Annotated in this window: 13 protein-coding genes; 1 reads left to right on the forward strand and 12 read right to left on the reverse strand. The window is 65.5% G+C overall.

Going from position 1 to position 20,256, the window contains the following annotated elements:
• Positions 1-93: 93 nt before the first annotated feature.
• Positions 94-387: a site-specific integrase gene (locus E2C06_RS25465; RefSeq protein WP_133291399.1), complete on the reverse strand. Its 294-nt coding sequence runs from the start codon at positions 385-387 to the stop codon at positions 94-96.
• A gap of 190 nt (positions 388-577) precedes the next feature.
• On the opposite strand from E2C06_RS25465, the gene E2C06_RS25470 reads away from it, so the two are divergent.
• Positions 578-1,936, forward strand: a complete 1,359-nt coding sequence (locus E2C06_RS25470; RefSeq protein ID WP_133291400.1) for an IS5 family transposase — start codon at positions 578-580, stop codon at positions 1,934-1,936.
• Between the two features lie 22 nt (positions 1,937-1,958).
• Here E2C06_RS25470 and E2C06_RS25475 read toward each other — a convergent pair whose 3' ends face one another.
• The 11 genes from E2C06_RS25475 to E2C06_RS25530 all read right to left on the reverse strand — a co-directional run bounded on the left by E2C06_RS25475 (position 1,959) and on the right by E2C06_RS25530 (position 20,054).
• Complete coding sequence (locus E2C06_RS25475) at positions 1,959-2,531, reverse strand: site-specific integrase (RefSeq protein ID WP_133291401.1); 573 nt, start codon at positions 2,529-2,531, stop codon at positions 1,959-1,961.
• 233 nt (positions 2,532-2,764) lie between these two features.
• A complete protein-coding gene (tssC, locus tag E2C06_RS25480) occupies positions 2,765-5,500 on the reverse strand; it encodes a type VI secretion system contractile sheath large subunit (protein ID WP_133291402.1) in 2,736 nt (911 codons plus the stop codon).
• Positions 5,497-6,471: a hypothetical protein gene (locus E2C06_RS25485; RefSeq protein ID WP_133291403.1), complete on the reverse strand. Its 975-nt coding sequence runs from the start codon at positions 6,469-6,471 to the stop codon at positions 5,497-5,499. The genes tssC and E2C06_RS25485 overlap by 4 nt, the downstream gene beginning before the upstream one ends.
• Positions 6,468-7,391: an AAA family ATPase gene (locus E2C06_RS25490; RefSeq protein ID WP_165982654.1), complete on the reverse strand. Its 924-nt coding sequence runs from the start codon at positions 7,389-7,391 to the stop codon at positions 6,468-6,470. Before E2C06_RS25490 ends, E2C06_RS25485 begins: the two co-directional genes overlap by 4 nt.
• A 19-nt stretch (positions 7,392-7,410) precedes the next feature.
• On the reverse strand, positions 7,411-8,649 hold the full coding sequence (locus E2C06_RS25495) for a toll/interleukin-1 receptor domain-containing protein (protein WP_133291404.1): 1,239 nt from the start codon (positions 8,647-8,649) through the stop codon (positions 7,411-7,413).
• A 958-nt stretch (positions 8,650-9,607) separates the two neighbouring features.
• Entirely contained in the window at positions 9,608-13,249 is a 3,642-nt protein-coding gene (locus tag E2C06_RS25505) for an nSTAND1 domain-containing NTPase (RefSeq protein ID WP_133291406.1), read from the reverse strand.
• Positions 13,250-13,320: 71 nt separating this feature from the next.
• Positions 13,321-13,839, reverse strand: a complete 519-nt coding sequence (locus tag E2C06_RS25510) for a hypothetical protein (RefSeq protein ID WP_133291407.1) — start codon at positions 13,837-13,839, stop codon at positions 13,321-13,323.
• A 244-nt stretch (positions 13,840-14,083) separates the two neighbouring features.
• Positions 14,084-15,406, reverse strand: coding sequence for a tetratricopeptide repeat-containing protein (locus E2C06_RS25515; protein ID WP_133291408.1), 1,323 nt, complete (start codon positions 15,404-15,406; stop codon positions 14,084-14,086).
• Between the two features lie 141 nt (positions 15,407-15,547).
• Entirely contained in the window at positions 15,548-17,746 is a 2,199-nt protein-coding gene (locus tag E2C06_RS25520) for a patatin-like phospholipase family protein (RefSeq protein ID WP_133291409.1), read from the reverse strand.
• A gap of 512 nt (positions 17,747-18,258) precedes the next feature.
• A complete protein-coding gene (locus tag E2C06_RS25525) occupies positions 18,259-19,452 on the reverse strand; it encodes an AAA family ATPase (RefSeq protein ID WP_133291410.1) in 1,194 nt (397 codons plus the stop codon).
• Positions 19,449-20,054, reverse strand: a complete 606-nt coding sequence (locus tag E2C06_RS25530; RefSeq protein ID WP_133291411.1) for a DUF7146 domain-containing protein — start codon at positions 20,052-20,054, stop codon at positions 19,449-19,451. Before E2C06_RS25530 ends, E2C06_RS25525 begins: the two co-directional genes overlap by 4 nt.
• Between the last annotated feature and the right edge of the window lie 202 nt (positions 20,055-20,256).

The raw sequence follows: 20,256 nt of genomic DNA on the forward strand, positions 1-20,256 counted from the left end.
CCATGGTGCACGCGTACGCCTCACCCCTCACCCGCGATAAGCCAGGGGCGCATTGCCATGCTCTCTGGACAGGCAACTGCAGCGCTCGAAGCGCTACAGCCCAACGAGCGCGGCCGGGCTCTCGCCGACGAGCTTGGCCCGCCGGACATAGCCGCGCATGGTGCGGATATCGTGGTGACGGCTGTGCTCCATGATGGCTTCGTCGCGCGCGCCGGCCTTGTAGGCCTCGGTGATGAAGCCCGCCCTGAGCCCGTGCAGCGACAGCCGCTCACGCCCGGCGGGCTTGATGCCGGCCAGGGCCAGCCGCCGGGCCAGGAGCTTCGGCAGGGCGTAGGGGTGCAGCGCGGTGGTCTCGACGCTGCCCCAGCGGTCGATCTTGCGGAACACCGGGCCGTAGCGAGTCAGCCGTGAAATAGGCTGAAGGTGGCGGCGTTCTGCGGTTTTCCGGCGATTGGGAAGTATCTGGTTTTGCCGGTTTGGTCTCGGACGACCGGCAGAACCTTGCAAACAGGGCTGTGCGTTGCGGGGCCGGTTGGGGCGTGATTCGGTCGGCAGCACCGTGAGTGGGAGCCCATCGATGCGCCCCAAGCTGCCCAAGGCCGAGCCGCAGGAGGATCTCTTCCGCGCCCGGCTGGAGAACCTGGTCGACCCGCGGCACGCGCTGGTGCGCCTGGCTGGGCTGATCGACTGGAGCCGGTTCGAGGCGGCGTTCGGCGCGCTCTACACCGACGGCGGCCGCCCGGGGTTGCCGACGCGGCTGATGGTCGGCCTGCACCTGCTGAAGCACATGGACGGGCTCTCCGACGAGGCGGTCTGCACGCGCTATCTCGACAGCCCCTACGCGCAGCTGTTCTGCGGCGAGACCTTCTTCCAGCATGTCCTGCCGCTGGACCGCTCCTCGCTGACGCGCTGGCGCCAGCGCATCGGCGCGAAGCGGCTCGAGGTGCTGCTGGCCGAGAGCCTGGCCGCGGCACGGCGCGGCGGCGCCGTCGAGGACAAGCACCTGCAGCGCGTCACCATCGACACCACGGTCCAGCCCAAGGCGATGACGCACCCGACCGACAGCAAGCTGCTGCAGCGTGGCATCGAGATCCTGGCGCGCCTGGCCCGACGGCACGGGATCCGGCTGCGCCAGTCCTACCTGCGGGTGGCCAAGGCGGCCCGGCGCGAGGCCGCGAAGCTGATCCACGCCGGCCGCCGCCGCCAGGCGGAGCGGCAGGTCCGGCAACTGCGGACCTGGCTCGGGCGCCTGGCCCGCGACATCGGCCGCAAGATCGCAGGCCATGCCGCCATCCAGGCCGCCCTGGCCGGGCCGCTCGGCCTTGTCGCCCGGCTGTTGCGGCAGCGGCGCGAGGACCGCGGCCGTGACAAACTCTACTCCCTGCACGCGCCGGAGGTGGAGTGCATCGGCAAGGGCAAGGCACAGGCCCGCTACGAGTTCGGCGTGAAGGTCTCGCTCGCCACCACCAACGCCGTCGCGCCCGGCGGGCAGTTCGTCCTCGGCGCCCGCGCCCTGCCGGGCAACCCCTATGACGGTCACACCCTGGCCGAGCAGATCGCCCAGACCGAGCGCATCACCGGCATCGAGATCGAGCGCGCCTATGTCGATGGCGGCTACCGCGGCCATGACGCCGACAAGACCCGCGTGTTCATCTCAGGCCAGAAGCGCGGCATCACGCCCACCATTCGCCGCGAGCGGCGGCGCCGCAGCGCCATCGAGCCCGTCATCAGCCACATGAAGAGCGACGGCCACCTCGGCCGCAACTTCCTGCGCGGCACCGAGGCCGGCGCGACCAACGTCATTCTCGCCGCGGCGGGTCACAACCTCCGCCTACTCCGCGCCTGGCTGGCCTGGCTCTTGGCGTGCCTGCTCAGCCGGCTGACCTCCGCTCATCAGGTCGGAGAGGGACGCCTACAGCGAGCCCTGGCCGCCTGAAAGTCGCGTAGTTCACGGGCGACTAGCGACAGTCGCTGGCCTGCAGCCAGGCCTCGAGCGCGCGCACCGGGCAAGTTTCGGTCCGGGCGCCGCGCGGGATGCCGAGGTCCGCCCCCCTGCCCGCCTGGTCGCTCTTGGCGCGGGGGATCAGCAGGTGCAGGCCCTCAGGCGTGAAGGTCAGGTGCTCGCGCTGGACCGCGACCAGCTCGCTCCGCCGCAGCGCCGCGGCGAAGCCCAGCAGCAGCAGGGCGCGGTCGCGCTGGCCGCACAACCCGTCGCGGCACGTGGCGACCAGGCGGCGGATCTCGGCGGTGCCGATGGCGGCGGCGCGGCGGGCCGGCATCCCGTGCTGGCGAGCGATGCCGGCGAGGGTGTCGCGGATCGCCGGGTGGGTGGCCGACCAGGGGTGCCCGGCCATGGTCTGGGCGCGGCCGATGGCGGCGACCCGGCGGCGCAGCGTGGCGCCGGCATGGGTGGTGGCGAGGGCGGCCACGGTGACCGGCGCGGCCGGCAGCGCGGCGACACCGCGCGCATCGCACCACGCCGCGAAGTCGGCCCAGTCGGCGACGTAAGTGGGTGGGACGAGCGCGGACATGCGGGCGATTCCAGCAGCTTGCGGGAATTGGGGCAAGCACTAATAAAGGCTCCAGAAGGGCGGTTATGGAGCCTTTGTCGGCGCTTGCCACAAAGCCTGCCCTAATGCTGGCAAGCCGCCGAGATCGCCCGATGTTCGAAGTCGCCCCGCTGTCCGACGCCGAGGGCGCCCGCACCCATCCCTGCGCCATCGGGTCGCCGCTTAGAAGCCAGATCGAAGGCAACCCATTTCATCTAAAATCGCAATGGAACAGAAGCTTCGACTCGCATCGCTACCGTCAACTCCTCCATCTCCAACCAAGGGCGGAGATAGGCACCGATCCGGAAACGCCCGGGCTCCTCCTCAGCGGAAATCTCGATGCGTGTCTCGCGCAGTGGATAGCGCACCCGCATCTCCCAGCCCGGGTTCGGCTTAGCGTTCGTATAGTTTTGTATCCAGCGGTTGAGCCAAGCCTCTAAATCGGATGCTTCCATGAAGGATCCAACTTTGTCGCGGCTCATCACCATCAAGTAGTGCATGAAGCGTCCGCAGATCATGATGAAGGGCAATCGAGCCGCGACGACGGCATTCGCTGTGGCTTCATGGCGGTCATAAACAGGCGGCCGTGCCAAAGTCTGAGCGCCAAAGAAGACCGCGAAGTCAGTGTTGCGGTAGTGGCAGAGTGGTAGCAGCCCCGCCGTAGACAGCTCTAACTCGCGCCGGTCGGTGATGCCGATCTCAGTCGGACAATGCTGGTCGAGGCCACCGTCGTCTAACGCAAAGACGAGTGATGGTAGGTTGGAAACGCGCCCGCCCCCCTCGGCGCCCTGGATAGCCATTGCCGCGCCGGTCTCGGCGAAGGCCTGGGTCAGCCGACCAGCGAGCAGGAAGGCCACGCTCGACCAGCAGAACTCCTCGGGCGCCGGCAGCTCGCTGCCGCGCGGCAGCAGCTCCTCAAAGGCGAAAGCCTCGACCGGCAACGTCCTTGCGCCGTAGGGCAGCCGGGCCAGCGCGCGTGGAAGCGTCAACACGAGGAAACGCGCTTCCGGGCTGTCGCGCAGTGCGCGCCAGGAGGCATGCTCCGGCCCCTCGATGAGCTTGACCAGATCACCCGCTAGCGGAAGGTCCCGCCACGCCTTGAGGCCGAAGAGACCCGGCCCCACCGCGCTGATGAATGGCGCGTGCGCTGCAGCAGCGACACGCGCGATGCCGCGCAACGCTAACACGTCCGCCTCCTGATGATCCCAGGCATAGTCGCCGACGAGCGTGGCATACGGCTCACCGCCGGGTGTGCTGAACTCCGTCTCGTACACAAGCCGGTATAGGATGGTGTGTGCCACGTTCTCGCCCGCCTCGGCGAGGTCGATGGCCAGCTCGTCCTTTCGCAAGTCGAGGATGCGGATCTTCAGCGTTTGGTCGGTCCGGCTGCCGTCCACTAGCCGCTTCAGGCCGCGCCAGGTGCCTTCCAGCGCGGCGAAGGCCCGGTGGCGCATCACTGGGCGGAGCTGTGCGGTGAGCTCAGCATCCAACATCTCAATTACCTGCTGCAGCAGCACAGTTGGATTGTCACTTGCTGTTTCAGGTGCGGCCCGGGCGACGTCGAGCCACGCTTCGGCGAGCCGGTCCGCCCGCGCGTCGTCCTTCCCGAGCATCACGCGAACTGCGCCCCGGTCCGCCTCCGTGATCGCCGCCCCAGCTGCCCGCCGAGTTGCCTGGAGCAAGTCTCCGAACCGGTCATTCCCGTCCACGGCGACCAGCAGTTCCTGCAGGGCCGTGCGCCGTGCCAAGCGCTCTGCGAGTGGCGGAATCTGCCGGACTACACGCTCCGGCTCGAAATCCGTCAACGCGCGGAATTCGAGCGGGACCGTCCACTCCACGCCGGAGCTGCTCGTGAGCGTGTCCTCAACCCGCAGCTCGAGCCGCGGCGCAAGGCGTGCCATCACGTCGTCGAAATTGTTAGTGTCGATAGACAAAAAACGCCGTTCCGTCGCCGGCGGTCGCTCCGCCATGCCGGCCGAGAAGTCTCCCATCACGCCGACTACGAAGGGCAGCTCCCGCTCGATCAGCGCCTCCTGAGTCTCGACCTCGTAGGTGATGTGCATCCTCGGCCGCCGCGGGCGCAAGCGCTGCCCGGGCTCGCGCACCTGCAGCGAGATCCGTTGGCCTCCAAGCACCTGAATCACCACTTGGTCGGTGTCGAGCGCGACGTGGCTGCGGCGCAGCGGATGCACCGGTACGCGTTGGCCTGGCCCTGCTTCGGGGCCGCCTGGCCAAACATGTACTGCCAGAGGCAGCAATGCGGGCACCTCAATATCGTGGCCGAGCGGCGTACCGGGCGGACCGAACTCGATCCCATTGTCGATCCATGTCACCGAGAGCGGAATGCGCCTCAGCGCACCGGGCGCCAGCCAAGCCCAATTCTCGCCAGCGGCCGAAGTGGTGGCGAGCGCTGCCAGCAGGCCCGATCGACCAAGCCGCAGCGCAGCGCCGTGCGCGACCATCCGCGCCTCCTCGAGCTCCAGCACCTCCCGCGGCATGCGCTGCAGCGCGCGCTCCGCCCAGGCCGGCAGGCCACCGCCGCCGCGCTCGAGCATGGTACGCAGCGTATCTCGCAGCAGCCCGCGTGCCCGCGCCTCCGTCGCGGATGCCCCGAGGCCCTTGAGCGCGAGGTAAGTCAGCTCCTCCTCAACCCGGAGCGCGGGAGCCGCGGCGGCGTGCATCTCGGCGGTAATCGCCCAGGCGGCGTCGAGCCGGCTGGGGTCGACGGCGAGCACGCCGCGCAGCGCGGGCAGGGCCTCGGCCGAGAGTATAAGGCCGGTTGGTGCGCGCATTGAGACGAGGTCGGGCGAGAACCACAGGGCTGCCTCGACCGTCGCGTCGAGCCTCGGCGCGAGTTCGAGGCGGAGGCGGCGCAGCAGCTGTGGTTCGACGCGGCTAGCGAGTGAGGCGAGCGCGGCCAGCGTCCACACCTCCACCGGATCGGCCGTCACCACCGCCTCCGCCACCGGACAGCGGCGTGCACGCCCGTCGCACGGTCAAGCGGCAGGACGGCGAGACGTCCGCCGAGCGCTGCCGGCACTCGTCCCGCCGCGCCTGGAAACAGCACGGTCAGGCGCGACCCGCGCTGGCGCAGCATCCCCTCAAACTCCAACCAAGCGGCCGGAGCCGGAGCCGGCGCGCCGGGTGCCCGCGTCGCGCCGAGATCGGTGACCGCCAGCACCGGCTGGCCTTCCGGCGGCGGGCGGAAGGACTCGACCTCCTCCCCGTCCCAGCGCAGTAGACCGCGCGAGGGGCAGCCGAAGAAGCGCGCAACGCGAACGCGGTCGCGACCCACCGCGGCAGTGACGGCGGCTACCAGATGAGCAATGTCGAGTGCGAAGGGCTCCATGCCGGGCGAAGCGTCACACAGTAGTGTCGCCCCATTGCGCAGCGACGAGAGCTGCCTGCGCGGCAGGCGAACGAGAGGCTGGCGCACCGTCACCGCTGCTACTACGTGGTCGAGGTCGACCTCACCCTCCTCGAGGCGTCGCGCCGCCGCGTGGGCGAGCAGCGCGCGCTCTCGCGCGGGCGCAAGCAGCGGCGGCATGGCCAACCGGAATACCGCGCCAGGGTCGCCCGAGAGCGGCAGCAGCGTCGCCTCGGCCATCCAGGGCGGCGCCAATCCCACCGCTTCTTCCTGCACCGTGAGGTCCGAGGCGAGCGGTCGGCGTGACCGCTGGCCGGGTTCCGCGGAAGGTTCGGGCGAGCGCATGGCCCGCGCGGGCGGGCGAAGGACGGACGGCGCGAGCGCAGCCTGGGGCGCCGCGCGCGGCACCTCGAGCGCATGGCCCAACGCGGCGAGGATGACGCCGAGCGTAGCCTCGTCCTCCGGGCGAAGCGTGTCGAGCGCGCGCAGCAGGTCGGCCGGCGAAGCGGCGTGCGGGCCTGGCCGGATGCGCCGACCCGTCCCCGCCTCGCTCATACGAGGGAATCCGGACCGCCGGCTTTCCAAAGCGTCATGCGCACGAGCTGATCGAAGCCTGCCTCGCCTGGCGCGACGCCGAGATCACGGCAGGCGCGCAAGGTGTCCAGGAACTCCGCGGTGCTTGCTGGTATCCCCGTTTCTTCACCCCGCTCCGCGACGTGTCGCGCCACGGCCGCGACGAGTGCCCGGTCCATTGCCGGCAGGTGCACGGCGGCGATGGCGGCTAGCCGGTCGGCGTCGGCCGGCGAGATGTACAGCGCAACACAGCGGCGCACGAAGGCTGGCGGCAAGTCGCGCTCTTCGTTAGTAGTAACAATTACGAGCGGCGGATTTGCAGCGGCGGCGACACGCAGGCTCAGCTCCTCAATCGTGAAGGCAAGGGACCCAAGGGCCTCAAGCAGATTGTTCGGAACGTCGGGATCAGCCTTGTCGATTTCGTCCACCAACACGACAGTGTTCGGCGCGCCCGCGCACACCTCCGGCGGCACCAGAGTGGGGCGTCCTGTGCGCTCTAACAGGTTCCGCGCGGCGACTGGGTCGAAGGCCCAGAACAGCGGCCCGGGCGTGACGTAGGGCGCCTCGTCAGCGCTGAGCCTATTGAGCTGAGCGTCCTGCAGCCGGCGGAGCTGATCCACCTGCCACAGCAGATCCCGCGCTTGGGTGCGTGAGGTGACGACCGCCTGTACGTAAGACCAGCCGAGCTGGCGCGCCACGGCGCGCGCGAGCGCGGACTTCCCCACCCCGCTCGGTCCTCGCACCAGGATTGGCCGCCCGGTGGCCAGGGCAATGTTGACGGCGAGGGTGGCGTCCTCGTCGAAGATGTAAGTTGCGGCGTCGGCCCGGTCGCCGACCGCCCCCTCGCCCGTGGCAGGGGTGGGGGCGTTGGGATTGAAACGGCGGTGGTAAGCGTACGGCATGCGCGGCGTGTCCTTTGCGTCAGGCCCCGCCTGTAATCCGCAGCAGCAGGTCGTCGAGCCGAGTGCGCGCCTCGCGGTCGGCGCCAGGAGGCAGCATCGGGCGCAGCACGCGGCAGGCGGAGCCGAGCGCGTCGGCGTCTTCCTCCTCAAGATCTCCGCCGAGCAGGATGGCCGCGGCATCGGGACAAGCGCCGCGCAGCGCGGCGACGAACCGCCCCGGCTCAGGCGGCAGCCGTGCCAGTAGGAATGTCGCCCGGCCCTCGCGCCGGCGCCGCTGCAGCAGGCGGCGGAGCGCGACCGAGGCTGGCTCGAAGGCGTCGCGAGTAAGCAAAAGGACCCGCTCGAGCGCTGCCTCCACCTCGGCGCGCAGCTCAGCCGCCGTTTCCTCGCCAGTAACGGCGGTGAGCGGCACAACGGGCCAGCGCCCCGGCGGCGGGCGGCCGCAGGCGCGTTGCACATAGCATTCGGCGGCGAACTGTGTGGAGGCGTTCAGCACCGCCGCGCGGCCCGAGGGGTCCTGCGCCGCGAGCCATCGCGCCGCCTCGGGCTCGACCCAGTTCGCACCGAGTACCACGGCGACCTCGACGAGGGAGCCGCGCGCAGTGGTATCGGCATGGTCGGCGATATACTCGAGCGCGCACGCAGCGTCCTCGAAGGGCGCGCAGAGCAGGCCTAACATCAGGGCGTGGCGCGGATTAGCTTCTGGCCGCCAAGGGCCGAGGTCTATGCCAACAATCCCAGCCGCCGCCTCCACCACCGCGACCGGCACGGCGCCGAGGCGATGAGCGAGCGCCTCAGCAAGCTGCTCAAGCGGCGTCGGCGCGGCCGCGAGACCGTTTGCCACCGCGCGCGCGAGCGAGCCAAGATCCGACCCGGCGCGCGCGCACTGCGTCTCGTTCAGGAGCAGGTCGGCGAGGCGGCCGCCGGCGAGCTCGCCCGGCTGCACGTCGCCGAGCAGGACTGGGACGATGCGAAGCATCGGGTCAAGCGCGCGGCGCCACACCAGGAGCGTCGCCTCGCGCGTCACCCAGATCTTCGCCGGATCTTCGAGCGCAGCGCGTGAGACGAGGACGATTGCGGCGTGGCAAAGGCCGAGCCAGCCGTAGATCTCCTGACGCCAGGATGCACCAGGACGCAGGCGCTCAGTGTCTACCAGCACGTCAAGGCCCGCTGCTCTCAACGCGTCGCAAAGGCTAGGCAGGACGGCGTCGGTGTCAGGATCGCCGTTCACATGGCTGACGAACACCCGCTGGCGCATGCCTTCTTGGATTCCTACTCGAGCGGCCCAGGCCGGGTCCCTCAAAATAGTCGCGGAACCCTGCGAGCGAGGCAAGCTCTACCCATCTCGGGACGGCTGCTGCCCGGTCATTCGCTCGCAGAGTGTGCGATAAGGCATTCTAGCTTTGACGCACCTACTCTGCTCGGTACAACAATCCTGGGCGCCTAACGCAGCGCTGGCGGTTGGAGGTCACCTTCGGTGAGACCCGCGACCACCTTGGCGTCGAGAGTTAGCGGCAGTGATCCGACCAAGCGATTGCCCACACAACACTCTGCGTGCTCTCCGTCGCGCCCCTGCTGATCAACCGCTCCAGCCGTCACGCTCGCCTCCGCGTGTCAGCAACCGCCTGGTACAGCAAGCAGCGGCCTACCTTCGCTGACACCCTCGCCGCGGTTCGGCGCCCTATAGAGCGGGACCAGGATTTTTTCACCTTCCAGTGCGAGGATAAAATAACAAGACTCCGCCCCGTCCTCTGATAGCGGCTCAGGAAGCGCGATCGCGGTGATCCACTAAAATTCACCCGGACCACTCTATGGGGGCTGGTCAGCCGCACCGCTTGGCGATCAAGTGCGCACTCGAGAGTTCTGCCACCGGAAATGCCGATGCCGGATGGCTGGACATAAAAGGGAGTGGGCGCTCACGGCCACCTACGGCCTGTGGGCGGTTTCCGAAGATCTTCGCTTGGCTGTCCCGCTCACGCCGCCTCGGGCGCAACTACGAACGCCTGCAGGAAACCAGCGAGGCCGTGATCTACAGCGCGATGTCCCGCATCATACTCCAACGCATCGCCGCCTGACCTGCCTTTCCAAATAGTCAGTATGAGCATTATGTGGACGGCGCTTACACGGCCATCCAACTTCTACCTGGGCACCACTCCGCCGAAGCCGAGTTTGAATCGCTGTCAGCCAGCCACCGGCAAGCTGAACGTCAACGGATCCTAGCGTTCTGGGAAAATGGATGAAGACGCCGCCTGTGGCGTTGGCAGCGTCGATATTTCACCTGAACCAACGCGACTGAGCTGACGCCTGTTTCTAATCGCTACGGCTGCGTTTGAGGCCAAAATTTCTAGTAGGCTTCGCTCGTCTGGCGTAAATTCGTGGTGTCGTCGATAACTCACGAACATGGCGCCAACAATTTCTTGGTTTGTTTTCAAAAGTACGCAAGCTGCCGATGTAATTTTCTCACGCACAACAAATCTGTTTTGTAAAGCATTTTGTGAAGCTGCTGGGGGACACAGTTTCTGGTTTGATGGCGCATTTTCCTCATAAACACTAAAGCCACTTTTAACTACAAGATATGGAGATGAGTCTGGTTCAAGCGGCGCCCAACGCGTTTTTTCGATGGCGATAAATCGGCCTGCTATACCCAGCTCGTGCTCGAATTTCTCTTTGGCAGCTTGATATTCATAGACGGTCACGATATCGGCTGCGAATGCATTCATGGCACTACCTGCAATGGCATCGAGTATGTCGCCGCTTTCAGAATTATCTGCTAATGATTGCGCTACGCTATGCAGATTTACCAATCGACGCGCGTTCTCACGGTATAAGGTGTAATAGGTGGCCTGTTGAATAGCCTGAGTGGCACGCCGAGCAAAAAACTCTAACCACTCTATTTCGCCTTTTGTAAACCAATGTGGCCTGTTGAAGCGTACATAGAGAATACCATGTTTCTCTCCACGATCTACATGATGCCTATCGTGCGCTGAGTACAGACCACTTTGTCCTGTGCTAAAGAAGATCGGAATAGCGGCCTCGGCCTGCATGCCCTCTGCATAGGCCTCAGGAAAAAAATCTCGCATGTGGCATTCATCATGATTTTTTTCTCGATCAGGCACTACCATGGTTCGTCGCGCCTGAAGCGACTGGTACCCTAGACCTTCTGGGCGAGGGCCTGTGATCGAGCTATAGCGATGGCCTGCCCAAGCCTCATAGATATATTGCTTCTCTTCACGATCCAGTAGAAAATGCAAGCTGGCGGCATCAGCCTCTAACATCCGCATCGCATTGCGAGCGATGATAGCGAAAACGTTTTCGAGCGAAGCGCGACGTAGTTCTGGCGCATATCGACCGGCTAACTCGATCAGCTTTTCCGAATCACGCTGAGAAATATTGCGCCTAGATCTGTATCCTGCCTCTATTGTACCAATAATCTCAAAATTACCCGTGCGCTTTAGCCTGTCCAAGTCCCCAGGTGAAATTTCGAGCACAACTCGCCTGTCGAATGAGGTAGCTGTCTCAACATGAGGTTCACGGGAGATGATATTCCATCTGCATGCCTCTAGAGCCTCGTGCTCGCGGGCGAGTATAATCGGTGCGAAAACACGTTCTATATTTTCATGTTTAAACGCTTTATATATAAATTGATCAAAACGAGAGTCTCGACCAGAGATAATTTCAGCTCTAGGCGGATCACTGGCCGCGATATGAGCTTGAATATCCCAAAGGGCGGGATTCAAATCTGGTTCAATGCGATAGCTGTGCTTAGCAATGCTATACCAGTTTGTTTCTAATCCGACGCCATACACAGTTTGAATGATTTTAGTTTCCTTGTCATTGAGTTGGATTGCAACAAACTCAAAAGGTAAATCTTTGCGGACGTTCTCGCAAAGATTTTTCAAGGTCTCATCTAGTCGAAAAAGATTACCGGTCGCCCTCTCAATCTCGCCAGCGAGTTCCATTGCCGCTACACGAAATTTTTCCTCGTACTCGGCTTGTTCGTACTGCTGCGCGCGCTCTATGGAGAGTGTGATATATTCACGAAGATCTTCAACCAGCACATCACCGGGGCGATCAAGCAGGGTGCGGGCGCGCTCAAGTTGATACCCGCGCGGTAGCAGCAATTCGGGGCGGCGTCCTTGACGTATCCACTCCGTTTCCTGTTGAAGAATTGCGGCTCGTGCCCGCAAGTTATCGCGGTTATCATCCAGCCATTCGCGCAGCGTTGGCCAGTTTCTGATTAGCGCCTCGTGCGCAACCTCAACCGTCGCTCGAATCCAAATAGGCGCCACGTTCAAAGGTCGGTCGGCAACTGTCCTATCGATTTCAGTCGCGGTTTCTGAACCTGTCACTAGCAATCGTGCTGTGCGGCCAGCAAATTTCCCTACAACCGCAAGCATCAAAGAGTCTTCAGGCATACTGATACGTGCGCGCGTGTCCTCCCGCCCTTCGCCCGGACGCACAAGGCCCAAAAACAGCCGGCGCGCCGCCATCTTCTCGTCGTCGCTGAGCTCATCATAGATACGCTGCGCTGTTGTTTGGATGGCGCCCACCACACGACCCGCAGCGATATACCCGTTTGCAGTTAAAGTGTCTCCTTCGCGGTGTGCCCATGTCTCCTTGAGAGCATATTGCAATAACGGCAGCATGCCCTCATTTGTGCCAACTTCGTCCAAGATTTGATCTACAAGACTTGGCGGCTCAAATCGAAGACCGGCACGAGTAGCTGGCATAAAGATGGCAGCCCGCAAATCCTCGCGTAACATAGGCCCGAGGTTTACCTGCTGAAAAGGCAGCAGTCTGCTAAGTTTTGGATGCCGAATGAGCTGTCCGTATGAGTCTGCTCGTACGGTAAGTACGACGCGGACGTTTTCCATGGCCGCCATTTTGAGAAGCAAGTTAATAAAACAATCGACATCTTTGGCGCGCTGAGTCCGCGCGTTGATACTTTCCAAGGACGATGTGGCCGTATATAATTCGTCCCATTCATCCACGTATATCAAAAGACGGTTGGGCTGACCTGGCGCATTCGCCAGTTTATGAGCAATAAGACGCATTACAGTGTCGGCGACGAGTGTGCGGAGAAGCTCAACTTCGGTTTCGAGACGCGTCGCGGCTTCGGTGCTTCCACATTGAGCAATCTCCGGATCAAAAGCTTGCACTAAGGCATGCAGCGGAGTCGCCCGCGGCCGCAGCGCGACGACGTCCCAGGTCACAGTGCGCTGACGTCGAAGGGCGGGGAGTAAGCCCGCATAGACAAGTGATGATTTGCCACTGCCAGAGCGGCCGACCACAGCTACTAATCCATAATCGCGCACCTTTGCCACCAACTCGTCAACCGCAGCTTTTCGTCCCCAAAAAAATGCTGCATCCTCTTCACGGAATGACGACAGACCCATGTATGGACAAATTGATCCACGGACCGCGGCTGATTCTACATCCTCCCGTCGAATGGCGGCTAAGAGTGCTGATAACCCTTGGTTTTGGGCAGAAATATTTGGACCACCACTTAGATCAACCCAAGTTATCAGCTGCAGAAAGCCAGTAGGTGGGCTGACACTATTTGGCAACAGAACCGGAATAACAGGGAATGTTTTGTCCTCGGTCTGCCGCACCAGCGCCAGCTCTCTTTCATATTGCTGCGTGCTGCCGATGCCTTGCTTTCCGACAAGTAAAGCTACGGAATTAGATCGCGAAATTGCGTCTTCTACCGCGCGGACCCAAGGAAGTCCCGGTCGCAGGGCGCGCCTGTCAAAAAATGTTTTAAGGCCTTTGCTGCGTAACCAATAGTCTAACTCTTTTGCATGATCCTCATCAACGTGTGAGTAGCTAATAAATACATCGTAATTATTATGCTCCATATCTTGGGGTTCCCTATGTTTTATTTTATAAATAAAAAACTTGAACCATTCAGGAATTAAGTCTTTCTAGTTCATTCTTGTTTTGGCTTATCTATGATCTCGTAGGTGCAGGCGAAAGCGACAGCCGCTACCCGGTAAGTGTCCTGCGGGCGGCCTGGATCCTGAACGATTGCGTCGCCCGGCCGGGCTGGCATCTGCTCGCCCCAGGGAGCAGTAAAGCGGAAGGCACCCTCACGCTCGCTCACCAGGAAAAAGCGCAGTGCGGGTCCATGCGGGCGGAATTCGCGCCAGCCCTCCGCATCGGGTGCCGATAGTGGGCCTTCGTAGCGCGCCGCGAAGGTCCCGGCAGTGACGAGGTACTCCTCATTACCGGTGGCCGGGCACCGATTGCGCACCACCCAGTCATCCGCAGCTGCTGGCTTGCTCTGGGTTTCCACGCCCTCGCCAGCGATGCGGGTGACCACGACCTCTCCTGCGCGCGCTGGCCTCGCGTCAACTGGTTTGGTTTTTTGAGCGATGCCGACCTTGCCTGCAGCGCCAGCTGCCGCGAAAAGAGTATGCACGTCACGGCTAGGCAGGTTGTCGGGCATGGCGCGCAACTCCGTCATTGGCATGAGGCTGAGCAGAGCGACGAGGCTGCACGTCAATGCTCTCATTGATCATTTTCCGTGCCGGTACCATGGGCCAGTTCGCTCCAGCGCTCAGCACCCCGCACCATTTGGGTACTTCGTGTACGACAGTTTGGAGATGAGAGGCGAGCATGGTCCGGGAATGGTTTGATAAAAGGCCCCCTCCAGCTCGGCGGTAGTTTGGTTCTGCCTGCGCCGCTCATAGTCACGGCGCTCCCGGTGCCAGGATGCGCTCGAGGCGGGTCAATGCCTCCTGCAACCCAGTACGGGTCTCCAGGTCTGCGGTCCACTCGGTCGTCGTCCGCAGGTCCTCGATGGTAGACCCGAGCTTCCACACCGTTGGACCCTCGTCCTCGATGTGGTCGCACAGGTCGCCGATCGCCTGGAGGTTGCCCTCGATGAAGGCAAGGCCGAGCAGCGTCTGCCGCGTCCATTCGTCGTCCGCCTTGCGCTGGATGGCGCGGTCGCAAGCGATGCGGACGACCGTGGCGATGGCGCGCGCCTTGTCAGCATCCCCTGGCCTGCCTCGGGCCAGGTACAGCGCCGGCAGGTTGCTCGAGGGATAGTAGTCGTTGAGGTCGAGCGTCATGCCGCGCTCATAGTGCTCGATCGCCTTCTTCAGGTAGCGCGCCCGATCAGCCTCGGTCTTCGCATCGCGGTACAACCGCTTGTAGCGGCCGCCGATGAGGCCTTGGCGCTCTGGGGAGTCGCCGCCGGTGGCGACCAACTCCTCGAGCGCGCCGATTGCGGTGGTGTGGTCTCCGGTCTTGGACAAGGCGAGGCAGCGCTGCTCGCGCAGCACAGGGAGGCGTCGGATCAAGTCTGGCAAGGCGTCGATATAATCCAGCGCCTCCTGCCATCCAACTTGGTCCCGCAGAAGCCCGGTGATCTCGTGGGCGACGCTGGGCAACCGCAGCGTGGGGGCGGGAAAGCGGTCCCTTAGGGCGAGTGCTTGCGCCATTCGCCGGTCGCCAGGGGCGTGCCGCACAGCGCGCACATCAGCCTGAAAGGCCGAGATCTCCTCCAGCTGGTTCCGGATGACTGAGGCCCGGTCCGCGACCACCTTGTCCGGGAAGCCCGGGAGGGTTTGGTAGACCGGCGTCTCTCCCTCGGCGAGCTTCGGGACGCTCTCCAGCAGAGCCGCACGGATCGCCGCCGCGGTCTCGTCGGTGATTTTGCCCTCCGGCAGCGGGTAGCGAACCTGACGGATCTGGTCGAGGTCGAAGAGCTGCCGCGACCAGTTCGCGCCGATCAGCACGCAGCCGGCCTGTTTCGCCGCGTGACGAATACCGATCTCGTAATAAACGTTGCCGTTCGGCAGGGTGAGGTCGGCCAGGACCAGGTCGGAGAAGTACAGGCGTTCGAGCATCTGCGGGATGATCATGCCGCCGAGGTCCTGGTCGGCGCGCACCGGCTGGTACCCGAGCTGCTCGATTAGCGGCAGCAGTGCCTTCTCCCACAGGGCATCGAAGTCGACCGTTGCCGGCGCGGGTGGCGTGACCCCCGTGTCCTTGGTGCGAAAGGGCATGATGGCGAAGCAGATCGGCCTAGGCATGAGGGCCTCTTTTCCGGGGTCGCGACGCAGCGCTGCAGTGCAAGCAGGCTATCCCTGATGCCCCACCGCGGGCCAGCCTCGGCTTGGGTCGCGGTCTGGCTCGCCGCGGCTCCACTATGCCCGGGACCCTCCGGGCCAGCGCAGCCGGACCCGCCGGAAAAAGCGGTACTGACCGCATTCCAGCTCCCGCGCGATGTCCTCGGGCAACGATCCTTTGTCTCTCATCCAGTCTGCGGCTTGCCCGAAGCTCCACTCGACCCGCGGCGCGTCCGGCCTGGCCAGTGCGAAGAGCCGCCCATCAAGGTTGTACTCGGTCAGGCGGTAGCCGGCATACATCAGCCCATGGCACTCGTTGGCCGAGAAGTTGTCGAGGTCGGTCCTGATCGCTGCCAGTGCCCGCTGCGCCCGCTCATTCAGCACTGCCCGCGCCCGTGTCTCCGGTATCGCGTCGCCGAGGGTCTTCGCCCCACCAAGCCAGGTCACGTCCTCGGTCGGCAGGCCCATCTTGAGGTGGACATAGCGCAGGTCGCGGAGGCGGCGCGTGCGCCGGCGCAGCGCGAGGATGCGGTAGGCATTGCGCCGCACCGCGTCCATCAGGATGTTGGTCGAGCGCTGCAGGACGCCGACGGCGAGGAACGGCGGCGAGGCCCGCGCGGGCAGCTGCCCCGACCCGTCGCTGACCAGCATGACACTGCAGTCCTGCTCCATGAGGCCGAAGACGCCCTGGTTGTCATGCACGCCGCCGTCCGACAGGCGCACCACCGGGCGACCCTGGTAGAGCTTTGCCAGAGTGATGGGCCGAAACAGGCCTGGTACCGCGGCCGAGGCGGCCACCGCGGTGCTGAGCGGCATGTCCCGGTGCGGCGCTGGCGCGTCGGTTTCGTAGTACAAGCGGCGCAGCCGCTCGCTGGCATCGATCGCGGGCTCGATGCAGGTCGGCGCCTCGCCCATCCAGCTCGCCGTAAACTGCCAGTTGTGCCCGGTATTCAGCGTGGTGGCGTTGAGGATCAGGATCGGCACCTTGGCCTCACGCCGCCAGTTGTGGAGCTTGGGGTTGAAGTCCGCCGCCTCGCCGGCCGGCTGGATCCTCAGCTCGCGCATCAACGGCCCGGGCCGGCCCGGGCCGCCGTACAGGGCCTCGTCGATCAGACGGCCGGTCAGCAGCGTGCGATCGCTTAGGAGGCGCGGCAGGGAGCGGAGCATCGCCGCGGTCCGGATGTCGCGCCGGAGCGCTGTCTCGAGCCGCTCGTGGACGCGACGGACCACCTCGATGTACCGGTGGCGCGTCATCTCCGACCCGCCACCTTCTGGGCTGGTGCCGTCCGGCCTTGCCTCCAGCTCCTTCCGCAGCTCGAGGTAGTAGAGCGCGCCGAGGATGGAGCCACCGGAGACGCAGGACAGCACCTCGACATGGCGCAGCAGGTCGAGCTCGGCGAGCCGCGCCAGCACGCCGGCATGGAAGAGCGCGGCTCGGAACCCCCCGCCCGATAGGGCCAGGCCGACCTTGCCGGCCAGCAGGGCGCGCGCAGCGCCCTCCGTCAGCAGCGGCGAGAGCGCGTCCATCGCCTGCTCGCGCGCGTCCTCGCCGAGGTAGCGGAGCTGCGCGAGTGCCACGAGCTGCCGGGCCGTGCTCTCGCGCTCCCAGTCCGGAGGTGTGGCACGCGCGAGGCCCTCTCTCAGCAGATCTCTGGTCTTTTCAGACTGGCCGAGGCCGAAGCAGGCCTCGGCTAGGGTTGCCGTCCGCCACCAGGGCGGTGAGGCGTCCGCACCACCCAGCAGGCGATCCCGTTGAGCGCAGACGGCCTCGCGCTCCCGGTCGGCCTGGGCGCGCAGCTCCTCGGCGCGCTTGGTGTATTCCTCGCCCTCGTCCACGCTCTCTTCGCGGGCCATGAGGTCGAGCACGTAGGCAAGGTTGATGGCGGAGTAGGTCCAGTCGTCGAGGGCATCCCGCGCCCGCCCGGCGGCGAGGGCACGGGCATAGAGCGCCCGCGAGCGGCGGAGCGCATGCTGGTCGCCGGTTACCTCCCACAGCCGCTTGTGGACCGCGCCGGCCAGGTTGAGCGTCTCCGCCTCCTCGGTGGTCTCGAGGTCCTCCATGGCGAGCAGGCGCAGCGCCTCCTCCAGCGCGTCCTCGGTCTGGAGTTCCGGATCCTTGTAGGTCGCGAGGGCCAGCTTCTGGCGAGCCCAGGTGAGATCATCACCCACCAGCTGCGTGGGATCCGCGAGGACCAGCGGCCGCAGGGTCCGACGCGCCCGGCTGAAGTCCTTGCGGTCAAGCGCGTCCTTGATCGCCTTGCGGTCGAGTGCCTGCATCAATGTCCTCCCCTCAGCGCCATCCCAGGTGGTAGCCGCGCCGGGCCAAAGGTTCTTGTTTGCTTCCTACTTCACCGGATTTCACCCGGCTTCACCCGCGAAAAATTTCGCCACTGACGCGGACCCACGCTCTGCCCGACCGTATCTTTATCGAACGGAAAGGGACCCGCGAGACCTGTGTGACGCCAAAGGTTTTCGGTACCCCCATCGGGGGCGTATCTCTCCCCGGGAGGAGAACGGACAGGCAGTGGCTGACGGCAGGGTTCCGCGGTGCAGCCCGCAAGTGGCCATCACCAGCGTTCAGCTGTCGTGTGCCTCGCGGCACGACGCACAGGGACCGCTTTAGTGTGGCGCCGGGGTCATACGCAGCAGGGGCTCTCCATCGAGCCCGGCCGCGGCTGCTCCCTTCTCCCCCACTCCCCGGCCTAAAGGCCGGGGGGAGTTGGGGGAGTAGAGAGCAGCTTGCCCTGCAAGCGGAGAGCGTTGCGGAGAGCAGGAGGGGAACGACGAGATCAACACGCCCATGCGTGGTGGCGATTGAAGCCGGCCAAGCCCTTACGCTTCAGTGCTTCCAGCACCTTGTTCTCGCGGCGGTATCCCGCGTTCGTAGGCTTCTCCATCTTTGGGGAGTTGGCGGAGGAGTCCACTTCGTGCGGCTTCAGCTCGCCCTCGTGGAAGAAGCCCGAGGCGATCAGCCGGGCCCGCACCGCGGCGCGGGTCGTCGCGTGCACGATCGGCATGCCGGGTTCGGGCTGCATCGGCACCGCCTGCCCGGAGGCCGCGAGGTCGCGCAGGTCACGCAACAGCAGCTCCTGCTCATCGGTAAGCCGCACCCTCGCCCGGGCCGTCGTGGTCGACGGATCAGCCCCCTCGGCGACACAGGTTCGCCGCGCCTCTCCGTCCGGTCCTGCCGGCAGGTCCACCACGTGCAGTCGGAACGGCAGCACGGCGCCGTCCACGTCGTCCTTGGCCGCCTCCACGATGGCATGGTTCGGCTCGCTCTCGCCGCCCCTTGCCACCTTCACGATCAGATCCGCCGCGCCGACCAGGGCGCCACTGCCGCGGGACGAGCTGCCCTCCTTGGTGCCGTGGTGGACCACCGCCACGTGCGCGCCCGTCTCAGCGCGCAGCTGATCCACGCTGGCGACGAAGCCGCCCATATCCCGGGCGGCGTTCTCGTCCCCCTCGCCGAAGGTGCGCGCCAGTGTGTCCAGCACGATCAGGTCGGCACCCATGTCTTGCGCCGCACGGATCACGTCCGTCAGGTCCTCGGAGGGCGGCCCGACCGTGACCCGCTGCGCGATGTAGCGGAAGGCGTCGTTGGCGTCGCCCAGCACGTCGCGCAGCGCGAGCAGGCGGGCCGCGAAGCCGCCCTCGCCCTCGGCCGCGACATAGAGCACGCGGCAGGCTCGTGCCGGCTCGCGGCCCCACATGCCGTGCCCCAGCGCCAGTCCGTAGACCAGACGTAGCAGCAGGAAGCTCTTGCCGCACTTCGGCGCCCCCCACCACAGGGACAGCTCCCCCGGCGCGACGAGGCCGCGCAGCAGGTACCGGCGCGGCGGGGCCGCGAGCGCGTCCGCCACCGTCAGCACGCGAAGCCGTCCGAAGGCCTTGCCCCTCGGCGGAGGTGGCGGCGCAAAGACCTCTTCGCGCGCGCCGGCCGCCCTGAGGACGGCCTCGGGAGCGTGATGATATCCGTCCATCATGCCGCCCTCCCGCTGACCTGAGGCAGCAGCGCGTCGTCCCAGTCCCCGGTCGGTGGCGCCAGGACGCGCGCCTCGCGTCCTGCCACAGTCCAGCGGCGGCAGCACGCACGCGCCGCCTCCATTCCCGCCTCGTCAGCGTCGGCAAACACGGTGAGGCACTCGATGCCGGGCAGCACGGGGAAGCGCCTGATCCCGCCGGCCGAGGCTGCGGCCCAGACAGGCCGCCAGCCGGTGCGCTGTACTGTGGCCAGTGCCGTCTCGATGCCCTCGGCCAACCCAAGGCCCAGTGTTACCTCGGCCCCGGGCGTCAGGCAGATCACTCCGGCCGTGCCGAGCATGACCTTGGCCCGCGCACTTGGCGACTTGCCCTGGCCGTCTGGCTGCAGGTAGGTGACGTGCACGCCGCAGGGCGAGCCCGTCTCGGGCGAGGTCATCAGGGCCATCATGGCCGGGCCGGGCGGCCCGCCGACGCGGTTCCGCCACGCACACGGGTGGAAGCGCAGGGGCGCGTCCGCGGGCAAGGCCAGCCCGCGCGAGCCGAGGTAGGCCTCGACCAGCGTGCCGGCCGGCTCCCCCGCTTCGTGCCAAAGGCTGCGCCCCATTTCGGCACTCCAGCGCTGATTTGAGTTCGCCCGGTCGGGCAGCTCAGGGCGTGCGCCCGCGGACGCCAAGAGCCGTTGGGTGCCGGCCAGGGTGAGAGCGTCGGAGAGAAAATCCCTCAGGGAGCGGCTGGGTAATCTGGCCGCGGCGGCGTGAAATAGGAGCGCTGCCGAGCCTTTCGTCACGACGGCTGACGGAAGGCCT

The organism is Dankookia rubra, assembly GCF_004355005.1.
Taxonomy (GTDB): domain Bacteria; phylum Pseudomonadota; class Alphaproteobacteria; order Acetobacterales; family Acetobacteraceae; genus Paracraurococcus; species Paracraurococcus ruber_A.